The sequence below is a fragment of the Streptococcus fermentans genome (assembly GCF_040888305.1).
GTDB classification, from domain to species: Bacteria; Bacillota; Bacilli; order Lactobacillales; family Streptococcaceae; genus Streptococcus; species Streptococcus fermentans.
Genome location: NZ_JBFNFG010000001.1, coordinates 286,806 through 308,762, shown reverse-complemented (window position 1 = coordinate 308,762; position 21,957 = coordinate 286,806). Strand labels below are relative to the sequence as shown.

Here is a 21,957-nt window from a genome sequence, read left to right as displayed (position 1 = left end):
TTTTAGACAATCCCTATTCTATCAATTTTTAAGCCTTTTAGCAACAGATTTTCTAAAAGAATACTGCGGGAAAACGCTTTTATTTTAGTTCTTAAAAAAAGACCTAACAAACCTAGTTTGTTAAGTCAAAATTTTGATTATTATTGACGCTGACCAAAGTCCTTGATCATCTGATCCATTTCCTCACGACTTGGTGTCGTTAGCAGATAGAGAAAGTCTCCTTGCAATTCAGCAAAGGCTGCAGGCATGATTTTCTTGACCTTGAATTGCTGACCATATTTGGCGATCAAGTCTTCTTCTGAATAAACATAGTTGGCATTGGCACGACGTGATGTCGCCAAGCAGTACAGGGGCTCGAATTGTGAAGCAGGGAATGGTTCACCCGCAACGATCGCTGCATAGCCCTTGTACAAATCAAAAGAATGGGCATAGTTATAAACATCAATGGTGAAGCCACCCGCTGGACGGTTATTGTACTCAATGGCAATATAATCATCACCTTCACGGAAGAACTCGATATGGAAGAAACGTTCTTTCATGCCAAATTCTTTAACGATTGCCTCACCATACTTGCGCAATTTTGGATCCATATCTTTAAGAACATAATAAGAATTGTCCATCTTGTAAATCATGAGATCAAGCGGTGTATGGGCATAGTCAAAGGTCGTAGAAAAGACGATATTTCCATCTCTATCTACCAAACCATCAAAGGTACAGATTTCACTAGAGGTGACAAATTTTTCAAAGAAATAAACGGTTGAATGGTCCCACTCTGCCTTGAAATGACGGATATCCTCTTCTGTTTCAAGCTTGAAGGTTGCTGCCGCTCCCACTCCATTGTCAGGTTTGGCAATCATCGGAAGGCCAATTTCTTTCACAGCTTTGTCAACATCTGCATCTGTTTCAATGACAGCACCTGGAACCACTGGAACTCCAGCTTTTTTGAAGAGTTTCTTCATTTCAGACTTGAACTTGGTCTTTTTGAGGTCGTCTGGCTTGGCACCAAAGACATTAAATTGTTCACGAAGAGCAGCATCCAACTCTAGCCAGTATTCATTGTGAGATTCGATACGGTCAATTGGACCATGCTTATAAAAGAGAAAGGCAACTGCACGTTTAACTTCATCAATATTTTCAAGATTATCAACACGGAAATACTCAGTCAAGCTATTGCGCAGTGGCTCATCTAGTTGTTCATAGGGTTCTTGCCCAATCCCTAGAACGGTGATTCCTTTATTGGCTAGCTCAATACTAAACTGTTGGAAATTTTGTGGGTAATAGGGTGAAATTACAAGATAATTCATAAGCGACTCCTTTTATAGACTCATGTGACCGAGGAAGTATGGCATTTGTTTGCGCCACCAATCCCAATCATGGGCGACATCATGTCCCCATTCTGCAAACCAGGCAGGAATTTGTTTTTTGTCAAAGGCTTCTTTTAACTTGTAGTAAGAAGGCAGGCCATCATGCTCCCAAGCACCTAGTCCAGTACAAATCACAATCTCAGCCTGACGGTAACGGTCAATAAACCAACCATCATTTTGATTCCAGATATAGTCTACTGGTGAATTTTGATAGATGGCATCATCATTGTAGTAGTCACCTACAAAGAAACGCGCATCGTATACACCACTAAGAGCAATCACTTTAGTGAAAACATCCGGATGTTGTAGGAAAAAGTTGAGGGCGTGATAGGCTCCCATAGAGCAGCCTGTCGTCATCATGCCGTCGAACCAGCCTGTCTTGTGCTTGATAAAAGGAATGGCTTCTTCAATAACGTATCGCTCATAAGCACGGTGCATTTCAGCTTGGTCATGACTATTTTTCCATGTTGCTAGCCAACTCTCACTATCGACACTTGAAAGGGTAAAGAACTGAACACGACCTTCTTCGATGAAGGATGAACAAGCATCAATCATGCCAAAATCATAGTATTCATTGTGGCTACCACCTGAGGAAGCAAAGACAACCACTGGGATACCTGCGTGTCCGTATCGATTAACATACATTTCACGGTTAAGATGACCACTCCAGTGGCTAAGATGTTCAATATTCATATCCTGTCTCCTTTATACTAATTACCAATTTTCTGCAAAAAAGCGTAGGCAAGCTGGAAGATTTTCTGACCATGGAATTTCATGGTGAATGGCTCCAGCCTGAACCTTGAGAGAGAGATTTTCCAACTCAACTCCTCCTGCTATTAAATCATGATAATAGCGAAGGGAAGAGTCGATATAGGCCTGCTTAATATTGCCAGCCATGAGGGTCTTGTCTGTGTCGTCTGCTTCTTCCGTACCAACATAGATAAAGACACGCTGGTCAGGCAATAGTTTTTTTCGCTCGATATAGCGATCAAAGGCCTCTTGGTGAAGCCAGTTTGCTGATGAGAAAACTCCCAAACATCCAATCTGATCCTGAAACTCCAAGCCAATAAACTGAGTAATATTTCCACCCAGAGAAGAACCAACCATAGCAGTGTGCTTGCGGTCAGACTTTGTACGATAGTTTTCGTCAATAAAAGGCTTAACCACCTCCATGACAAACTCAGCATACTCGACACCTTTGCCACCGAATTGTTGGCCAGGAATGTTGGACTCTTGGAATTTCCATGCCGCATACTCATTCATCCGTCCAAGTCCATCATTGTCAATAGCCACAACAATCATACGGCTGATATCTGGATTTCGCTTGATGGCTGGGATAATCTTCCAGGAATGTCCAACGTAAGATTCCTTACTATAAAAGACGTTTTGTCCATCGTGAAAATACACCACTGGATAGCTTCTATCCGTGTCTTTTTCATAGTTTTTTGGGAGGAGAACACGTACGCGACGCTCCTTACCTGTGTAGGGAACCACTAATTTATGCTCCCGCATTTTTAAATAAAAATAAGATTGATTCATTGTCAGAAAACTCTCTATATTCAAAATTTTATCTAATTATATCATAAAAATAGAAAAAAAGTCAGTTTCCGTCCAAATTTAGGACAATAAACTAACTTTTTCTACTTATTTTCTCTATTCTTCTGGATTTTCTAATTAGAGGAGATCGTCAATTAGCTCATCAACTGCATCCTTCTCAGCTTGAGGCGTAATTTCAGTAATCATGATTCCTGCTACTGCACGTTCAACCAGACCTTCGACATCCATACGTGTTTCATACTGCTCTGCATTCTTAATCTTTGGATTTGTCTTCGGACGATCGGGTGCAAAAATAGTACAACAATCTTCAAACGGCTGGATAGAAATTTCAAAGGTATCAATTTCTTGCGCAATGTCAATGATTTCTAGCTTATCCATAGTTACAACTGGACGGATAATTGGTGTATTGGTCACCGCATTGATAGCCTGCATACTTTCCAGGGTTTGGCTTGCCACCTGACCAAGACTTTCACCATTGATGATGACCAAACCATTTCTCACTTCTCGGATACGGTCTGTAATGCGCATCATAAAGCGGCGAGTCAGAGTCATGAGATAAGCTTCTGGAGCCTTAGCCTTAATCTCTTCTTGAATCTCTGTGAAAGGTACTTCGATAAACTGGATATTGCCACCAAATTTAGTCAATTTACGGGTCAAATCTTGGGCTTTTTTGAGGGCACCTGGACTAGTATATGGTGGACTAGCAAAGTGAACAGCTTCGATATCCACTCCACGTTTTAGAGCTAGATAACCAGCTACTGGTGAGTCAATCCCACCAGACAACATGAGCATGCCTTTCCCTGAAGTTCCAACCGGTAAACCACCAGCTCCTCGAATGGTTTCATAAGAAAGGTAGGCCGCCTCTTCACGAATCTCCACCTGAAGATTGATGTCAGGATTTTTCATTTGTGCTTGTACATTGGGAATGGCTTCAAATACTGCACCACCAAGAGTTTGGTTCAACTCACGACTATCCAACTCAAAGTTGTGGTCGCTTCGCTTGCTTGAGATTTTAAAGGTCATACCTTCCTTGTAGATGTCCTTCATAATCTCTTGGACAGCAGATTTCAGAACTTCTACAGATTTTTCAACCTTGTATACTGGCGAAAAGTTTTGAATCCCGAAAACTTGCTTGAGTGACTCGGCAACTGCTGTGTAGTCGGCACCATTTAGATAAGCATGGGCACGATCGCGGTCTGCTGTCACTTTGACTTGAGGATAAATGGACAAAACGTCTGAGATATTATTACGTAGTTTATTGATGAAACGCATCCGGTTTTTACCCTTGGTTGAAAGCTCTCCGTAGCGAATCATAATTTCTGAATACTGCATGAATGCTCCTATCTTACTTTTTTAGTTTGATTGTAAATTAATTTTAGTTTGGTCAAAAATTGCTCAACTTGACTCATGTCATTTTCTAGGTCTAGGCTGAGGCGGACTGCTGACTGGGCCTTATCTTTTTCAACCCCCATGGCAATCAAGGTGCCTGCAGGTTTTCCTGCCTTGGACGAGCAAGCTGATGTTGTAGAAATGAAAATATCATAGTCTTCAAAAGCATGAACGATGACTTCCCCACGAACTCCCTTAATTCCGAAGGTCAGAATATGAGGAGCAAAGTCTTCCTCACCTGAAAAGACAAAAATATCTGGATAATCAAGAAGAGCCTGACGGATGACTTCCTTCATCTGACTCGTTTTGTTAGAAAACAATTCCAATCTTTCCATAGCTAGACGCAGTGCCTTGGCTGTTGCTGCAATTCCTGCTACATTCTCAGTTGTTGAACGATAGTCACGCTCTTGGCCACCACCAGTTAAAAGCGGTGTAATCTTCTTACCTGACTTGATATAGACAAAGCCAACACCACGAACTCCGTGGAATTTATGACTAGAGAAGGTCGCAAAATCCACTCGGTCTGTCAAATACTTTTCTGTTGGTATTTTAGCCAAGGCTTGAACGGCATCAACATGGAAGGAAATCGTTGGTTTATCAGCTATTAGTTCTGATATAGCTTCAATAGGCTGGATTGAGCCGATTTCATTGTTGACTGCCATAACAGAGACTAGCGTTGTATCAGGACGAAGTAGGTTTTCTAAAGCAGTTACATCTACAAATCCTTTTTCATTTACAGGTGCAAAATCCACTTCAAAACCTTGAGTCTTGAGCCAGAGAGCCGACTCCTTGACTGCTGGGTGCTCAATATCAGACACAATAACGTGTTTACCAAATTGCGCTTTTTCAAAAGCCACACCTTTGATAACCCAATTATCTCCTTCAGTCCCACCAGAGGTAAAGAAGATTTCTTCGCTTTTCTTGCCAATCAAATCTGCAATCTGCTGTCGAGAAGCTTCTAAAATTCTGCTAGATTGGTCTCCCAAACGATGGAGACTTGAAGGATTTCCAATAATTTTTGCAGACACTTGCATATAGGTTTCAAGTGCTTCTGGATAAGGCTTAGTCGTTGCCGAATTATCAAAGTAAATCATGGTTTCTCACGCTTTCTAAAATCACTCCTTCTATTGTATCACGAAACAGTTCAGGCGACAAGAAAGGCAATTCAGGTTCATTTAAGTTTTTTTTAAAGATTTTCGGTATAATGAATTTTAGTAAAGGAGAGATATTATGTCTAATTATCGTAGAACATCAAAACCCAAAACAGAACACATCAAAAAAGGATTTACTGTTTTTCAAAAAACGATAGCTACTATCGGTAGTATTCTGGGGCTGATTACTGCAAGTATCACCATCATGAATGCTATGAATAATAATAACAACAATAACTCTAAAAAAGAAACTACGACAACCCAGACAACAGTCATAAAAGAGATTCAAAAGGAATCCCCTCAAGAGAATACTACTCCAAACAAGGACAACACTTCTACAAAAGAAAACACACAAGAAGAAACAACAACTCAATCTAGTAGCAGTGTAGAAAGTAAGAAAGAAGATACTAGCAGTAAACAAGAACAACCGACTGTTCCTTCATCTAGCACTCAAACAACAGATACAAAAACGTCTAATACTAATGGAGCTTCCTAAAAGAACGATCTAACAGCCAGTGATTGAATCGCTGGTTTTTTACATGATTCATTATCAATCCCATAAAAAAGCGAACAAGACCAGATTCTGTTTATCAGAAAACTAGTTTTGTCCGCTTTTTATAATCGAGATTAGTCTCTTGATCCAATCTCTATGACTTGGATGCTATAACATCATTTTATTCGTCATCTTTTTTCTTTCCCATAGCAAACATACCAAGAAGTGCTCCTACAACACCAATAGCTGCAAGGCCAGCATTTTCTTTAGTACCTGTCTCTGGGAGTTTGTATGGATGACTTGCAGGTGCTTGATAAGTCTTATCTTGTGACATAGCAAGAGCTACAAGAGACTGCTCATCTGTGTATTCTGGAATTTCATGGATTGCTCCTTCTGCCCCATTGACACCAGCTGTGAATTCTGGACCTGCTTCTTGAACAGTTGCTGCTTCACCATTCACTCCACCAGTAAACTCTGGGACTTCATGAACAGCTGCTTCGACACCATTCACCCCACCAGTATATTCTGGGACTTCATGAACAGCTGCTTCTGCTCCATTGACACCACCTGTGAATTCTGGGACTTCTACTACTGGTGCTGGAATCTTGTCTGCTTCTGTTGTAGCTTCAGTATACTCTGGGACTTCATGGATAGCCGCTTCGACACCATTTACGCCACCTGTGAATTCTGGGACTTCTACTACTGGTGCTGCTTCATCACCTGCTGTGCCAATAGCTTCAGTGTACTCTGGAACTTCATGAACAGCTGCTTCGACACCATTTACGCCACCAGTAAATTCTGGGACTTCTACTACTGGTGCTGGTTCGTCACCCTTACTTGTAGTTGGAGCTGGTTTCTCTGGTTCTTCCGGAAGTTCTTGGTGGAATGTAGTCATTTCGTAGAACTCTGGTTTGCCACCTTCCCAAACAAGTTTGACATCCAATAATGGAGACTTATCTCTGACAGTAAATGTTTGGAAGCTTGAGGTAATTTCACCTAGTTCTGACCAAGCATCTGCTTTATCTTCTTTCAGAGTACGAGCAAGCACACGAGCTTTCACTCCTTGAGGAAGACTTGAAACAAGTCGGATATGGTTAGCATCTGTCGGTTCTGACAAGTGGTAAACAAGCTCACCTTGTTCTTTCTCAGCCTTGTAGCTTGTTAAGACTTTACCATCTACGAGGTTCGTGTAAAGGTTGCCTTGGCTTTCACCGCTGTTTCCTTGAACAGTAGGGTCATTGATTGGTTTCACGAATTCGCCATCATTGATCACCAACTCAGTGAAGCCTACAAAACGAGCATCATAGTCTGCTGTAAATAGAACGCGGAGGTAGTTGGCTTTAACTGGACTTGAAAGTTCACCCTCGATGTAACGATTTCCTGGCATCTTAGAATCATGTGTCCAGCCATCTGTCAAGGAGTCATCACGTGTTTCATTAGCAACACCGTCACCAACTGTCACAACATCCGTCCAAGTCTTGCCATCTTGACTGACTTGAATCTTACCATCACGGAGATAGTTTTGAGTGCCGTCTTGGATGTAAGCTCTAATCTTCTTAATATCACGTTCGCTACCAAGTTTCAAGGTAATATGACCGTCTTTACGAGCATAGTCTGAGAACTCTACAAAGTTATTGTAGACACCGTCAAACAACTGATCCAAGTTCTTGATCTTACGAACGTCGTTTCTACCGTATGTTTGGTGGATTCCCATTGATGTAGAATCAAGTGTGGTTGGCTGAACTTCTTTTGTCTGAACAAGTAGAGAAGTTGCTGTCACTGCTTGTTCTTGGTCAGTCTTATTAACCAAACGAACATAACGTACCAAGGACTTATCAGTCACTTGATCAGCTGGATACCATTCTTGGGCATTTGGAGAGTATTCCAAGTTGAGAGATGGATTTTCTGTACCAAGTGCTTGAATGCTTTCAGCTTGGTGTAGACGATCAAGTTTCATACCCAAGTAGCTATGAGCTGGAAGCTTAGTTCCGCTTGGAATTTGAAGGTCATAACGGCCTAGGCTGTCATAAACTGGAGTTGACTTCAAGCTCTCAACGTTTGTATCAGTCAATTCGCTATTGCCTGCACGTGTTTCAACTGAGAAGTCAGCGATACGCCACCATAGGTTGATGTTCTTAGTATTGCGAACACGAACGTAGCGAGCTGAAATTGGAGTTTCGATTTCTTTTGTTTGTTCGCCAGTCAAGCGATCCAACTCTTGCCATGAGCTACCATCTGCAGAATATTCAAGAACACCTTCTGCCAATTTATCTCCTGATCCTTGAACCAAACGAACCTTAGTCACAGGTTTGACTTCACCCAAGTCAAGTTGTACCCAACCATTGACTGGAGTTGTGTCTGTTCTATCAGCATTTGCAAGCATGGCTTCAGTATTATCACGTCCGTCTGTAATCTGACCAACTGTTGTGTTGTACTTGTACATAAGATTTGGACTGATAGTCACAGTGGCTGACTGTTTAGCACGAGTAACTTCTACAGGGCGGTTAACAGCAATTTCTCGTACAGCAAACCAAGTATTTCCACGATCTGAAGTCGCAATCATACGAACAGCTTTGGCGTTGATGTTGAGGTTTTCAAATTTAAGCAGTGGTTCATTACCAGTGTAGCTTGGTTCTGAAAGGGTTACCCACTCATCATTTTCATTGAGGTATTCAACCTTAGCGTTGTTGAAGGTATCACGAGGATTTGCTTGAGTTCCCATTGCAAAGGTCAAGTTTTGAACTGGAACAGCCTTATTAAATTTCAAACCAATGTAGTCACCAGTTTGAATGCTGTTTGGTGATTTGATCAAAGCATGTGTTCCTAAATCACCATCAGTCACTTCAGCAAGTCCACCTTCGACACCTGTACGGTTTGTGATAAAGGTACTAAGGACTTGGTCAGGATGCAAGGCTTTTTGAACTTCTGTTGCGAGGATTTCACGAAGTCCAAGCAAGAATGGACGGATATGTTGAACACCCAACTCAGCTCTTTCATCATGGTCTACATAATGGAAGGTATAAGTTTGAGACTGTTCATAAAGTTTTAATCCCTTATAGTAACTATCCCAAAGTTTTGCAGAATCGTTCTTTTCGATAGCTTCTGTACCATCAAGGAGAGCACTCAATGCGTCCATTTGGTCAATGGTATTATCCAACCAGTAGTGGATTTGAGCACGCATCTTTTCATCACCAGATGCTTTATAAAGTTGAGCTGCTGCTTTTAGTTTAGCAAATTCTGCACGCAAGCCTTCACGCTCTGCACCGACATCTTGACCAGCTTTCAACTTAGACATAAAGGCATCCAATTTCGGTGCAAGTTCAACAGACTCTTCCAACTTCACAACACGACCATCCATGTTTTGGTTGATCATGTGTTTACCAAGTTCACGGAAGGCAAGAGATGTTTCACTATCTGTAAACTTACCGTTTTCAACAAAGTTGAAGGCGATGTCATTCACTCTCTTAGCTTCTTCTTCTGATTTCCATTGTTTCCATGCATATTGGGCTGCTGAGAAGAGGGCAATCTTAGAAGGCTCAGATTGTTGCATTGGGTTCAACATGATACCTGAAAGGAGACTTGGATCTACATTTGGATGAAGGAATTTCTCACCGCCACCCAAAATCAAGTGTTGTTTAGAGTTATCTGTAACAGGCCAGTTTACCCATAGAGAAACTGGTCGGTAGGTCTTACCTCCTGCAGTCAGGTTATTCTTAAGGTTAGAGAGGAAGCTTTCAGACACTTCACCCCAAATCTTACCACCAGTAAGGGTCATAGAAGTTGAAGTTGGAAGGTTTTCATTTAGAGATTTCAACTCATCTTCACGTCCATTACCCCAATATTGACCTGGAACGAAGATCATTTCCTTACGAAGACCAACATAAGTTGCTTGTTTTTCAGTCAACCAGTCTGTCATGTCCTTCATCAAGCGGTTGTAGCTATTGTAGCCACCAACTGGACTTGGAGCGTCATCAGCTAGGATACCGAACTCACGAACACCGACATCCATCAATTGAGTGAATTTAGCTTTAATTGTTTCAAGGTCTTTTTGGTAGTCAGCATCGTTGCCAAAACGGATACGGTTGTTCATGAATGGGTGAATGGTCCAAACATAACGAGTCTTGTTTTGGTTTCCGACACGCGCCAATTCACGGATTTCTGCTAATTTTTCTTCTGGATAAAGTTCACGCCATTTCTTGTTGTGGTATGGATCATCTTTTGGTGCAAAGAAGTATTGAGTCAACTTCAAGTCACCACCATAACGCATCAACTCAGCACGATCAGCATTGCTCCAAGGGTTACCATAGTATCCTTCGATAAAGCCACGGTTCTTAATTTCAGCGAAGTCTTCAACTGTTACATTACGCAAGACTGGAGCTTCACTTTCATTAAGCATGTGTTTGAGAGTTGTCAAACCGTAGAAGACAGCATCTGTATCCTTACCGACGATAGAGATTGTATTGTTCTTGATTGACAAGGCATAGGCATCAATCTTATCAAAGAGTCCTTGAGAAATGCCAGACACTTCTTTTTCAGCCTGTGAATTTTGACCATGAACCCCAAGGTAAATGTTGGTAGCACCTGCCACTGCTGTTTGACTGCTTGTGTATGAGATTTGATGATCTTGTAGGACACTCTTCAAGCGATTACGAGTATAGATATCTAATTGATCACCCATGACAAGATTGACTTGTTTATGGAGTTTCGTAACACCTTCATCGTAAGTTACTTTTTGTGGTGTTGGGAAGACCTTGTACTCTTTCTTGAGATAATCCTGACTTTGGGCTGCTGCGGCAACTGCTTCGTCACTTGTAGGTTTCGTAGCTACAAAGCTATCAGCAAGTTCAGTTGTACCATCGCCCATTTCCTCAACTTTAGGTTTTTCTGGTGTCACAGGTTTTTCTGGAGTTTCAGGTTTTTCTGGTGTCACAGGTTTCTCTGGACTAACTGGCTCTTCCACCTTGTTAGTAGAAACTGGTTTCAGAAGTTGAATTTCTGCAGCACTACCAAATCCTGCAGCACCAGCTAGAACTTTAAATTCTACCTTATCGGTTTCAATGGCATCAAAGTTAACTGTTTTCTCTTTGGCATTGTTTTCCCAATTTCCTGAAGCAACTTTAACCATTTGACCATCTTTTTGAGCATAGATTTCATAAGATGTCACAACACCGTTGCCTCCACCTGGACGTGGAAGATAAGTCAAACCATTAACTGTTTCAGCTGCTTTCAAGTTCATTGCCACTGTAAATGGAGCCTGATGACCAGACCATTTTGAATGCCAGAAGGTATTTGGATCATTGTCAAAGGCTTTTTCGACTGGACCTTCTGCATTGGTTCCTGGTAATTCTTGACTTGTTGCAGAAACTGTAAAATGATCATTTGGAATCAAACGTGGGTTTACAAATGCTTCATTTGACAACTCAGCACTATGCAAGATTCCTTTGAAGCCACCAATTGTTTCAAGTGGTAAGACTAAGCTATTATGAGCCAAACGTGGATTAGCTGGATTTGCAATCCGTTCAACCTTTTCACCGTCCACATAAACTTCAGTCACTTGAGGTTTGGTTACGACAGAAATTTGATAACGTTTGTTCTTTTCAAGTTTCTTGTTAAATTGAATATGGAATTGTTCAAAAGTATAGGCAAGGTAGCCATCTTTGTCCGCAAGATAGAGTTGATTGTTTCCGCTTGTTGAGAAGGTTTGCTCGCCATCACCAGTCACTGTCACATCCAATTTCAAGACATGACTTGGTCCAGCATCACCAACTAGGCCTTCGATAGTGCTATCTTTTTCGAAATTCAAACCTGCTTCAGTCTTCTGTACTTTCTTAGCAAGATAATCTTTGACAGTCTCAGGATTAATCTTGAACAAGTCTTCTTCAGCTACGGTCTTATCTGGATTAGATTGAGGTGCATAAACACTTGCTGGTTGAACACGTTCTGCATAGGTCTTGGCTGCACGGTCTGAACCCCAAGTGCGTTCTGCAGTTGATTGCATACTCTTGAAGAAGCGTTTAAAGATATCATAAGAAGTGAGTCCAGTTTCATGGAGGTCAATATTATCATTCCATACTGCATGACCACCACCAAGGATATTTGGATTAGAGGCTTCTAAGCGTGGTCCTCCACCTGTTGAGAAGTCATTTGGTGTCCAGCGATTGTATTGTGTTTCATAGTTTGCATAATCTCCATATCCACCTTGACTATTGCTACCACTTGGAACACTATAGGTTGGAATATCTGTGATATTGATAATCTTAGCACCTTGAGCAATTGCAGCCGCTGGACGTTGCCAACCAATACTCCAGATATCAACTTCTACATCTTTCCAATCTACAGGTGTAGTTCCTTGTTTGGCACTGAGGGAACCCCAAATACGCGGTGTCAAACCTTTGCCTTTGATGTACTGGATCATATCGTTGACATAGCGACGATAGCTTTCTGGATTTCCATAATATTCATCTGTACCGATATGAACTGTAGATACGCCATGGAGAGGTGCGTCTTCACCATCGAGCAATTTATCATAGACTGATTTGACAAAAGCAAGAGTTTCTTCGTACTTGTTATCCAAATCTAGCATAGCCACACGCTCTACATTATGTTTTCTCGCACTAAGCTGACCTTTATACATCAAGTCTGGACGAACTTTAACAAATGAAAGGGCGTGACCTGGTGTGTCAATTTCAGGAACAAGATTGATATGTAAAGCTTTGGCCAACTTGATGATTTCTTGCATTTCTTCCTTAGTGTAATGCTCGTCAGATGTTAATTTTTCACCATTTTTACCAACAACATCAGTCTCTACACGGAAGCCTGTCTTAGCTTTTTTGAGGACATAGTCTAGTTCTTCATCTTGAGAAAGATTTTTACCAGCCAAGTGATCTTTTAAGAAGATATAGTTATCATTCAAGTGCAACTGAAGATCGTTCATCTTGTAGTAAGCCATGTTGAGCATGATGTCTACAAGCGTATCATAAGGAATAAACTTACGACCTGTGTCTAGCATAAAGCCACGGTGGCTAAAGCTTGGGAAGTCACGGATTTCTCCGTTTTGCAAATCATTTTCGCCCATTTGTAGAAGAGTACGAGTTGCGTAAAAGGCTCCTGCGTTGGTTGCAGCTTCTACAGTAATAACACCATCTTTTACAGTGATACCATAGCCTTCTTTACCATAACCCTTATCTTCAACCTTTTTAAATTCAATCCGTTTTTGAGCTGTTTGATCACCTGTAGCGATTTCTAGCCCACGACTTTCAAGGTCAGTCTGATAGAATTTAGCTTCTTGACCAAATCCAGAATCGCCAACTGAAATCACAGTATCAGCTGTAATAGAAGTTTTTCCTTCAGTTCCATACCATTGTTGAACTGCTGGAGCAACTGCTGGTTTAGTGCCAACGCCTTCGTCTGCATGTAAGCCTTTAATAAGGACTTCAAATTCTTTTGTGAAGGTATGAGTATCCTTGACTTGTTGGACCATGACCTTAACAGTTTGATCTGTTAAGGGTTTATAGATTTTGTTATTTAGGTCAACAACACCCTGTTTGTTGCTACCAATCAAGCTGACTTGACCTGGTAATTTAGGCAAGATAAGAGATTTTCCATCTTCAGCAACAGCTAATTCTGTCACTTGGCGAATATCTGTTGGTTTGCTAGCGTCTGGAATGTTTGAGTAGGCACGAATTTCTTGAATCCCAACATTTTTCCAATTCATTGTACCAGCTTGATAGTCTGTAATTTCAAGTTTAAGGTATTTGGCTTGGATAGCTTCTTTCAAGTCAATTTTTTCATCAAGAAGAGGATTCCCTGTTCTTTGATAAGCCAACTTCCATTCTTTAACTCCTGAACCATTCACATCATCCTGGCCGGCGTAATAGAGGTTCCATGACTTGATATTAGGATCATTTTGTTCACCACGAACGCGGCGGTCCCAATCAATCTCAACATGCTTAATCACTGTTGTCTTTTCAAGAGTAAATTCGATTGTTGGTTTCTCAACGTTTTGGTCAGTAGCCCAACGAGTATCAGGTTTTCCGTCAATCGCCTTTTCTGCTGTGTATTGTGTGTTGGCTTCATGGTTTGATGCTGTAGCAGAAGCTTTTTCTAAATGATTGACATCTGGTGTATCTACTACATCTTTAGTCGCAGGACTTGCAGCTGGTTTCGCTTCAGAAGCTGCTTCCTCTTTTGGATTTGTAGCTGGTTTTGAAGCTACTTCTTCCTTAGGAGCAGGAGTTTCAGTTGGTTTTGGAGTAGTTGTTTCAGCTGCAGTTGCCCCAGTTTCTGACCCTGCAGGTTGTTCATCTACAGTTCCAGCACTTGCTTCTGCTTTTTCAATAGCTGCTGCTATATCTGCTGGCAGTTTATCCAGAGGCTGAGCCTGTGTTACCGTACCTTCTGTCTCTGCAGGTCCTTCTGTTTCAGCAGCTTGAACCATACCAGTTCCAAAGATACTGGCACCAATCATAACAGAAGCTGCGCCGATTGTAAATTTACGTATACTGTAATGACACCGTTTCTCAAAAAAATGTTTTCCCATTTTTTCCTATTTCCTTTCATACGCCCACAAGGAGTAAGCGCTATCATTCCCCTTTAGAAAAAGAGAGGACCTAGAGGGTCCTCTCTGGGTTTTCTTTTTCTCCACTACAGTGATTGTGGAGTTTTAAGCTCTCTTTTATTGAAAACTTTTTATTTTTTAATCTTCTTTTCTCTTTGCAAGAAATAGAGCAGACATTGCTAGACTGAGGCTGGCAAGGAAGAAGAGATGATCTGACTTGCTAGTACCAGTTTCTGGAAGTTTATCCTTCGCTTCTTGTTTAGCTGCTACTTCCTTCATTTCTGGTTTAGCAGTATCATCTGATTTCTGATCGAGTTTTTGTACTGCTGCATCCTGTGGTTTATGATCCAGTTTCTCTGTTGATGGAGTCTGTACTTGACTTCCAGGTTCCTCAGTTAATGGAGTTTGTGGTTTATGACCTGGTTCTCCTACTGATGGCGTTTGTGGTTTAGAAACTTGTTTATAAACTACTGCAAAATGTCCTAGCTGACTAGTTGTAAACTCAACTGTACCTTGACCATTTGTAAAGCTTACTGCCTCACCTGATGCAGTGTAGTATACTCCAGCTACTTCACTAGAAACTGGAAGTCGAACAAGCACTACACCCTTCGCTTGAACCTCATGCTTATCTTTATCAACTAAATGAAGAGCATAAGCATCAAATTTCACACCTTGTAGACTTTGGTCTGTTACTTTTTGAACTTTAAGATTAAGATCTGTAGCCAAATCTCTTGCTAGTCCTGCAACTACAACTCCTGTAGTCTTATCTGACAAGACACGAACACCTTCAGTTGGTTTTTCTACAGTAGGTGCGGCTTGATCACCTGCTGTTCCAATCGCACCTGTATACTCTGGTACTTCATGGACAGCGGCTTCAGCTCCATTTACACCTCCAGTAAATTCTGGTACTTCGTGGATAGCTACTTCATTTCCTGCGGTTCCCTCAACTTCATTGTATTCTGGAACTTCATGAACAGCGGCTTCAGCTGCATTCACACCTCCAGTAAACTCTGGTACTTCATGGATTGCGGCTTCAACACCATTTACACCACCTGTGAATTCTGGAAGGTCAACAACTGGCGCAGCTTCGTCACCCTTGCTTGAAGTTGGAGCTTCAGGTTTAGGTTCTGGAGTTGGTTCTGGATCTGGAGTTGGAGTAGGTGTTTGGTCTTTCAATTGGTCGAGATAATTTGCAAAGAATTCAAGCATTCTATTTGTTAAGAGATGATTATCTGTTGCAAATTTCATGCTGGCAACAACACTTGCTACTTCCTCTTGATTACTTTTATCAGTCAATTTTTGAGCTTTTGCCAAGGCTGCTTCATAGGCTGTAGTGTCAAGACCAGTTTCAGCAACCTGTGGACGAGCGAAGATCAATTCTGCAGCTGATTGATATTGGTTTTCTGTATCACCGTAGGTTCTTGTTCCAGTTAGAACAATCTTTTTAGCCTTGATAGTCTTACCAAAGTCAATATCTTTTGGTTTATTATTGTTAGCCCAATTGGTTGCATTGAAGGTATGTTCCTTACCTGTTTCATCAGTAACCACAAGAGTGACATCTCTCAAGTTACCATTTGATCCTGAACCACGTGGAACGTAACGGAAGCCAGTAATTTCAGTTGGTTCCTTCAAGACCATAGTTGCAGGTTTACCAACATCTCCTCCGCTCCATGATGTATGCCATAGGCTAGAAACGTTGCCATCAAAGGCATTTTCAAGACCTTCACCAGCCTGAGCAGGAGCTGTAAGACTTGCAAAGTCATCTGCTACAAGAGCTGTTTTCTTCATCACTAAAGCGTCTTTAAGAGCATTGACCTTAGCAATTTCAGACTTAGCTTCTTCTACACTGATATCATCATCTGCTTGACTGAGGTTGAAGACAGCTTCTTTCAAAGCATCCATTGTTTCTTTAGTGTAGTTAGTCATCGCAACAGTTGGAAGATAGTTCTTGACAGCATTTTCTGTCATCATCTTACCAGTCAAGACAATTTCTTCGATTTGAAGTCTGTCCATGATGAAGTCATTGTAGCCACGGAAGTTAGCATTACCACCTGAGTCTCCGCGAGTGTTGCTTGCATTGCCTGTAGAGTAGATACCTACCCATGTATCGCCAGTTTCCGCACCTGTTACTAGGAAGGTTGCACGTTTCGCTTTCTTAGAATCTGTCCAAGTATTTGGCAATTCATGCATTTCCAAATTACTTGCTTGTCCAGATTGGAATTCTCCCTTACCGACTACAAAGGCGTAAGTATTGTCAGATCCAGCTTCATAGTCAAATGTAATACGGTAGGTCTTGCCTGCTTCAAAGCGGAAGTTTTGTGGAATTGTTTGGTAAACCAAGTTACGACGACTTACAAGTCCATTTGTCTTGAGTGACCAATTTCCTTCGATAACGTCATCAACTTTCTTGCCATTCCAATCACGTTGTGTGTATGGTCCATGTTTTTCAGACAAGTGAGTACGGTTGTCTTCAACGCCTTCGATACCACCGATGACAAATGGGAAGATACCTTGTCCGACATTTTCAAAGTCTTGTTTGAAGACGCCTGTTGCAGTATCGTGACCGTCACCGTACATATTTGATTCATTTTCAAAGGTACGAATTTCATCGAAGTAAGTTGCTTCATCGCCTGCTTCACGACTCAAGGTCAAGGTTACATTTGATACATCTGAACCTGTTGTGAAGAAAGCATACATGTTTTGGAAATAACTTGTGTTATCAACTGTTGCATTGCTTCGACGAGTATTGTGAGCATAGGCTTTTACATAGTTGAGGGCGAGTGACTTGTTGGTGTAGTTGGTTACTTCTTTTTCACCAGTATTAACGGTAATACTTGCTTTAGCATTACTACGGTTGTCTACACCGACATAGACTGCATATTTAGTATTTGGCTTCAAGCCAGTCAATTTTTGAGTGAGACTAACTTTTTCTTTGTTGCCTTGGATGCGGAGCATTTGGTTTGCACCTTGAGACTTCACGATTTCAGCCTTAGAAGCATCTCCCGAAATCTTCCAATGATCCAAAGATTCACTGTTAAATCCTTGGTCATAGATATGCATTCCTTCACTCCATGACATTTCAGGATTTGTTTGTTTAGAACGATAGAGAACATATGGCTGATTTGCAGTGAGGTCAAGGGTAATCTTACCATCTTTCACGGCAACTTCTTTTTCCTCAGTTTTACCTTGGTCAGTTAGCTTATAAAGGTAAACCTTACCATTTGCCCAGTCGCTAGGAAGTGTCCAAGTTGTTGCACCTGCTTCAGTATTGAAGTAGTACATTTTTTCCTTGTCACTTTCAAGCTTATTACCATTTGCATCCCAGTTCCAAGGTGTCAAGTAGGCTGAACCATCTTGAATCACACGATCGTTAAGCGTAACAATTCGTTCACGATATTGTGGACTGTTGACATCATTAGATTTACGAGTTACAACAACCTTGTTATTTGCAGCATCGACCAACTCGACTTTCATTTCTGGAGTCCATTTATAGGTACTACCATTGTCAGTCATGGTTACTGGTTTGCCATCTTCCCATTTGCTTACTGTGAAGTGTTGGAAGTACTTAGTCATAACGTCATGAGCAAACAAGTTTGTTACATAACCGTTATAGTCACTTCGTCCTTGCCATCCTTCAAAGTCCTTCATGCTATAACCGCCTAGAAGTGGGTAGTCAGCTGCACCACCATAACTTCTGTAGTCACCAACCCAAGAATCTTTTTGGTGGTTACGGATAAAGCGAGTGATGGCACTGTTAATACCTTTATTTGTATAGCCACCGTAGGTCAAGTCAGCTGCCCAGTGTTGGAAGGTAGAATCATATTCACCACCATGGCCCCACTCAATAGCAAAGCGCCAACCTTGTTTGTTAATTTCTTTCGCAATAACGTGAGTTGCCCAGGCACCGTTGTCACCTGATTGACCGTTACCCCATACGTCGACGTAGATGAAGTCTAGACCTTCACCCAACTCTTTCTTCAACTCTTCCCAACGAGCTAGACGCCCATGAGCGAGGTCATAACCAGCATCAATGTTGATACCTTGGTCAAGCCAGTTCCAACCGTAGCTATAGCTACCATCTGCATTTTTACGAAGAATATCTTCATTAAAGTATTTAGACTCTGGATAAGTTTCTGAAGCGTTGACGTGGATACCGAGGTGGGCACCATATTTCTTAGCTTTCTCAATAAGAGTCTTAAAGTCTTCAACACCACCGATACGTTTACCGATGTCCGCATAGTTCAAGTGTCCAGAGTCATGTCCTTCACTTCCGTATCCCTTAAGCAGTACACCTTGGCCAAGACCATCGGTATGGAGGTTGATCTTCTTGATACCATCCAAGGTCATGAGGAATGGGTTTTGCGCTTGTGAACCAAAGTTCATAGCGATACGGTAAGCAGTAATGTCTTTAACTTTTTCCCAACCTTGAGGGTTGTTCATGATGCTACGGTAAGCAATCGCACCATCTTGCCAGTCAACCTTATGGTCAGCATTGGCATCTTCAGTGATGACAACTTTTGCACTTGGAAGTTCTTGAGTGTATGCTGGGAAGACAACTCCATTGTGCGCTTTTTCCCATTGCCATTCAGAGCTATGAATTTCCACGTAGTTAGCATTGCCAATCGTATTCTTATAAGCTGTCAAACGTGTCCAGTCGTAAGAACCACCACCGTAGCTATTTTGTGAGTTACTCCATACACCTGCTGCAAGTTTGTCTGTTGAAACAAATCCGTACATGTAGCCTTTGGCTAATTCTTTCATTGGATTTGTTACTTCGATATGGTCATCACCACTGACGTGAGTATTGTTTGACATGGTTGCCCCATCAAACTTAGCTCCCGCTTGGTCGCTTGAAACAGATACCAAGGCATTTCCTAGGAAGCTGATTGAAGAAAGTAATTTACGTTCGTCATCAATCTTTTGTCCTGGTGTAACTTGGTTATGGTTGACAATCTTAGTCACATCAAAGTGAAGTTGGTTGTCCACCACTTGCAAACGAACTGTCATATCTGCATTGATGAGGTTTTCCTCATCACGGAGTTTCATTTCATACTCGGCAGTCGTTGCATTGACCTTCTTATAGGTAACTTCAGGAGTCACAGCGTGTTTATTAATCACAACTTGATTAATCGGTTGCACTTGACCTGGAAGCTTGTTGCCATTGAGGACGTACTCTTTAATACGTGGGAAGGCTTGGTCGATGACTGCTTTCAATACTGTAGATTCGATAGTGTCGTATTTGACATTGCTATCATCTACTGTGTCGCCCTTTTCTTTTTCAGCGGCTTCTTGATCGTTTTTCACACCTTCTTGATCATCAGTTTTGACATTGACAATGGTACGTTCGCTGCTGTTATAGGTTCCAGCTTTAAGAACGATTTTCTTCTCATCTTTGAGTTTGTCATTAACTGCAGATGGCAAGGTAACTGTGTCAAAGAGTTTGACATCGTTGTTAGTTGCATTGAGCTGTCCATCTGATTTAAGGCTGATGGTCAAGTGGTTCTCAGAACCATTTACTGGAGCTGCAACACGTCCACCTTGGTACCAAAGTCCACTTCCATTTGACTTGTATTCCCAGAACCATCCACCTTGGTCGTAACCTACAAAAACATTGTTATCAGTGTCTTTGAATTTCATGAAGACACCGAAGCGAGATTTACCTGTTTCAGATTCTTCTTTAAAGGTCAAATCAACAGTGGCATTTCCATTAGCATCGACTGTCAAACCATCTTTTTCAAACAAGGCTGGTTTCTTACCATTGTCATTTTGAGCAGTTGAAGCTAGTTGGTTGTAACGAACTCCATTTTCTTCACGGATTGTTACTGTTCCCTGTTGGTCTTTATTTTCAACTGTTTTCCATTCTGGAGTAACTTCTTTTGATTCAGTCGGTTTATTCTCAGCTGGTTTATTCTCAGCTGGCTTGTTTTCAGCAGGTTTATTTTCTGCTGGCTTGTTCTCAGCCGGCTTGTTTTCAGCAGGTTTATTTTCTGCTGGTGTTTCTGCTTTTGGCTTATCTTCCTTAGGTTTATCCTCTTTTGGTTTTTCTTCCTTGTCCTCAACTTGTTTATCGAGAGCATCTAGACCAGCTGGTTTCGTTGTTTCAATACCCTTGATGTAGTTTTGAATCCACTCTAGCTGAGCAGGTGAGAAGAGAATACCTCCACTACGTTTACCAGATACACCATTTTGGTGAATACCAATCAATTTCCCATTTTCATCGAAAATACCGCCACCACTAGCACCTGGTTCACTTCCTTGATAGCTAATGCCACGAACACCTTCTCCGTGATTATTAATATCCTCAACAGTTGTATTCAAAATTGGATCAAGTTCTCCTTTTGGATATCCAAATACGTGAACCTTATCTCCTACCTTAGTTGTTGCAGGCTTGTCAGTCACTTCAACTGGTGCATTTGCAAGAGGTGTACGAAGCTTAACGATTGCCAAGTCATTTTTATATCCTTTGAGGAATCCTTCACGGTCCCAGTGTTTTACATCATTTTTACTGAATTTGACGTCTGGAGCGCCTTGGTAAGAAATTGTATAAACATCGTCATCACTTTCAACATTATCAGCTACCTTACGATTATTGCCATCTGGAACATCTTTGATAAAGTTATGAGAAACAGACAAAACGAGATTTTCCCCGATAACAATACCACTACCGAGCCCAGCAGAGCTTTTAATTTCGACAGTTGCACCGTAGTTTAATACCCCATTTTTTGTTTTAGCTACTTCTTCTGGAACTAAGCTTTTATCTTCTTTTTCTAGTTCTTCTTTTGAGGCAGTGCGGCCATTTTCTTCAGCCTTATCAAGTTTTCCACGTAGTTCTTCAGGAAGAGTATCTGAAGCTGCTGAGCTTGTTGCAGTTGCAGTTTCTTTTTCTTTTGCCAGCAATTCTTCTTCAGTCTTTGGTCCTTCAGTTACTTCAGGAGAACCTTGGTCTTCACCAGGTTTTGGTGCTTCAAAGTCATGCCCATCATCCTCTTTAGCATTGGCAAGAGCTGTCGCCAAATCAGCTGGCATGGTCGCTGTTGAACCTGTTTGTGCAGAATCTGCGAGAACAGTGCTAGTTCCAAAGAAAGCTGCACCAATCATAACAGAAGCAACCCCTAATGAAAATTTCCGAATACTATATTTGCAACGTTTTTCAAATAATCCTTTATCCATCGGTTTTTTGTTCCTTTCAGTTTACCAGGTAAGCGTTTGCATTTTATTTTTAAAAAATATCCTCCTCAATTTTTAAACACTACTGGATAAACATATAATTTTTTCTATACCAATTTAATATATCAAAAACAGTTTAAAAAATCAATAGTTTAATAGGTAAAACTAGTAAAAGTAAAATCCGATTATTAGGCAAGTCTGAAACGATTTTCAGATGGCCTTATTTCTAAAGAAATCGCTATAAAAAAGGAAACTTCATCGTAAAAGTTAGACCATTTT

8 protein-coding genes are annotated in these 21,957 nt (G+C 41.2%); 1 reads left to right on the top strand and 7 read right to left on the bottom strand.

Annotated elements, in window-relative coordinates; genetic code table 11:
- Positions 1-140 precede the first annotated feature (140 nt).
- The 5 genes from AB2B50_RS01410 to AB2B50_RS01390 all read right to left on the bottom strand — a co-directional run bounded on the left by AB2B50_RS01410 (position 141) and on the right by AB2B50_RS01390 (position 5,404).
- Positions 141-1,304, bottom strand: a complete 1,164-nt coding sequence (locus AB2B50_RS01410; protein ID WP_320692199.1) for an ATP-grasp domain-containing protein — start codon at positions 1,302-1,304, stop codon at positions 141-143.
- Positions 1,305-1,316: 12 nt separating this feature from the next.
- Positions 1,317-2,057, bottom strand: coding sequence for an esterase family protein (locus tag AB2B50_RS01405; protein WP_320692200.1), 741 nt, complete (start codon positions 2,055-2,057; stop codon positions 1,317-1,319).
- Between the two features lie 21 nt (positions 2,058-2,078).
- Entirely contained in the window at positions 2,079-2,903 is an 825-nt protein-coding gene (locus AB2B50_RS01400; RefSeq protein ID WP_320692201.1) for an alpha/beta hydrolase, read from the bottom strand.
- A gap of 135 nt (positions 2,904-3,038) precedes the next feature.
- The gene (gene thiI / locus AB2B50_RS01395) at positions 3,039-4,253 is read right to left on the bottom strand and encodes a tRNA uracil 4-sulfurtransferase ThiI (protein WP_049503008.1); all 1,215 of its coding nucleotides are present in this window, start codon (positions 4,251-4,253) and stop codon (positions 3,039-3,041) included.
- A gap of 8 nt (positions 4,254-4,261) precedes the next feature.
- Positions 4,262-5,404, bottom strand: coding sequence for a cysteine desulfurase family protein (locus tag AB2B50_RS01390; protein ID WP_320692202.1), 1,143 nt, complete (start codon positions 5,402-5,404; stop codon positions 4,262-4,264).
- Positions 5,405-5,540: 136 nt separating this feature from the next.
- Between AB2B50_RS01390 and AB2B50_RS01385 the strand changes: the two genes are divergently transcribed.
- Positions 5,541-5,957 (top strand): DUF6556 family protein, encoded by a 417-nt coding sequence (locus AB2B50_RS01385; protein WP_060955947.1) that lies wholly within the window; start codon positions 5,541-5,543, stop codon positions 5,955-5,957.
- A gap of 178 nt (positions 5,958-6,135) precedes the next feature.
- On the opposite strand, the gene AB2B50_RS01380 is transcribed toward AB2B50_RS01385, so the two are convergent.
- Together AB2B50_RS01380 and AB2B50_RS01375 are read right to left on the bottom strand one after the other, a co-directional pair.
- Positions 6,136-14,493, bottom strand: a complete 8,358-nt coding sequence (locus tag AB2B50_RS01380; RefSeq protein WP_320693285.1) for an SIALI-17 repeat-containing surface protein — start codon at positions 14,491-14,493, stop codon at positions 6,136-6,138.
- Positions 14,494-14,649: 156 nt separating this feature from the next.
- Positions 14,650-21,681 (bottom strand): SpGH101 family endo-alpha-N-acetylgalactosaminidase, encoded by a 7,032-nt coding sequence (locus tag AB2B50_RS01375; RefSeq protein ID WP_083303343.1) that lies wholly within the window; start codon positions 21,679-21,681, stop codon positions 14,650-14,652.
- Positions 21,682-21,957: the final 276 nt, after the last annotated feature.

Excerpts from the sequence above, each read along its gene's own strand:
- AB2B50_RS01385 (WP_060955947.1), top strand. The coding sequence starts at position 5,541 with ATGTCTAATTATCGTAGAACATCAAAACCCAAAACAGAACACATCAAA.
- AB2B50_RS01405 (WP_320692200.1), bottom strand. The coding sequence starts at position 2,057 with ATGAATATTGAACATCTTAGCCACTGGAGTGGTCATCTTAACCGTGAA.
- AB2B50_RS01410 (WP_320692199.1), bottom strand. The coding sequence starts at position 1,304 with ATGAATTATCTTGTAATTTCACCCTATTACCCACAAAATTTCCAACAG.
- AB2B50_RS01380 (WP_320693285.1), bottom strand. The coding sequence starts at position 14,493 with ATGGGAAAACATTTTTTTGAGAAACGGTGTCATTACAGTATACGTAAA.
- AB2B50_RS01400 (WP_320692201.1), bottom strand. The coding sequence starts at position 2,903 with ATGAATCAATCTTATTTTTATTTAAAAATGCGGGAGCATAAATTAGTG.
- thiI (WP_049503008.1), bottom strand. The coding sequence starts at position 4,253 with ATGCAGTATTCAGAAATTATGATTCGCTACGGAGAGCTTTCAACCAAG.
- AB2B50_RS01375 (WP_083303343.1), bottom strand. The coding sequence starts at position 21,681 with ATGGATAAAGGATTATTTGAAAAACGTTGCAAATATAGTATTCGGAAA.
- AB2B50_RS01390 (WP_320692202.1), bottom strand. The coding sequence starts at position 5,404 with ATGATTTACTTTGATAATTCGGCAACGACTAAGCCTTATCCAGAAGCA.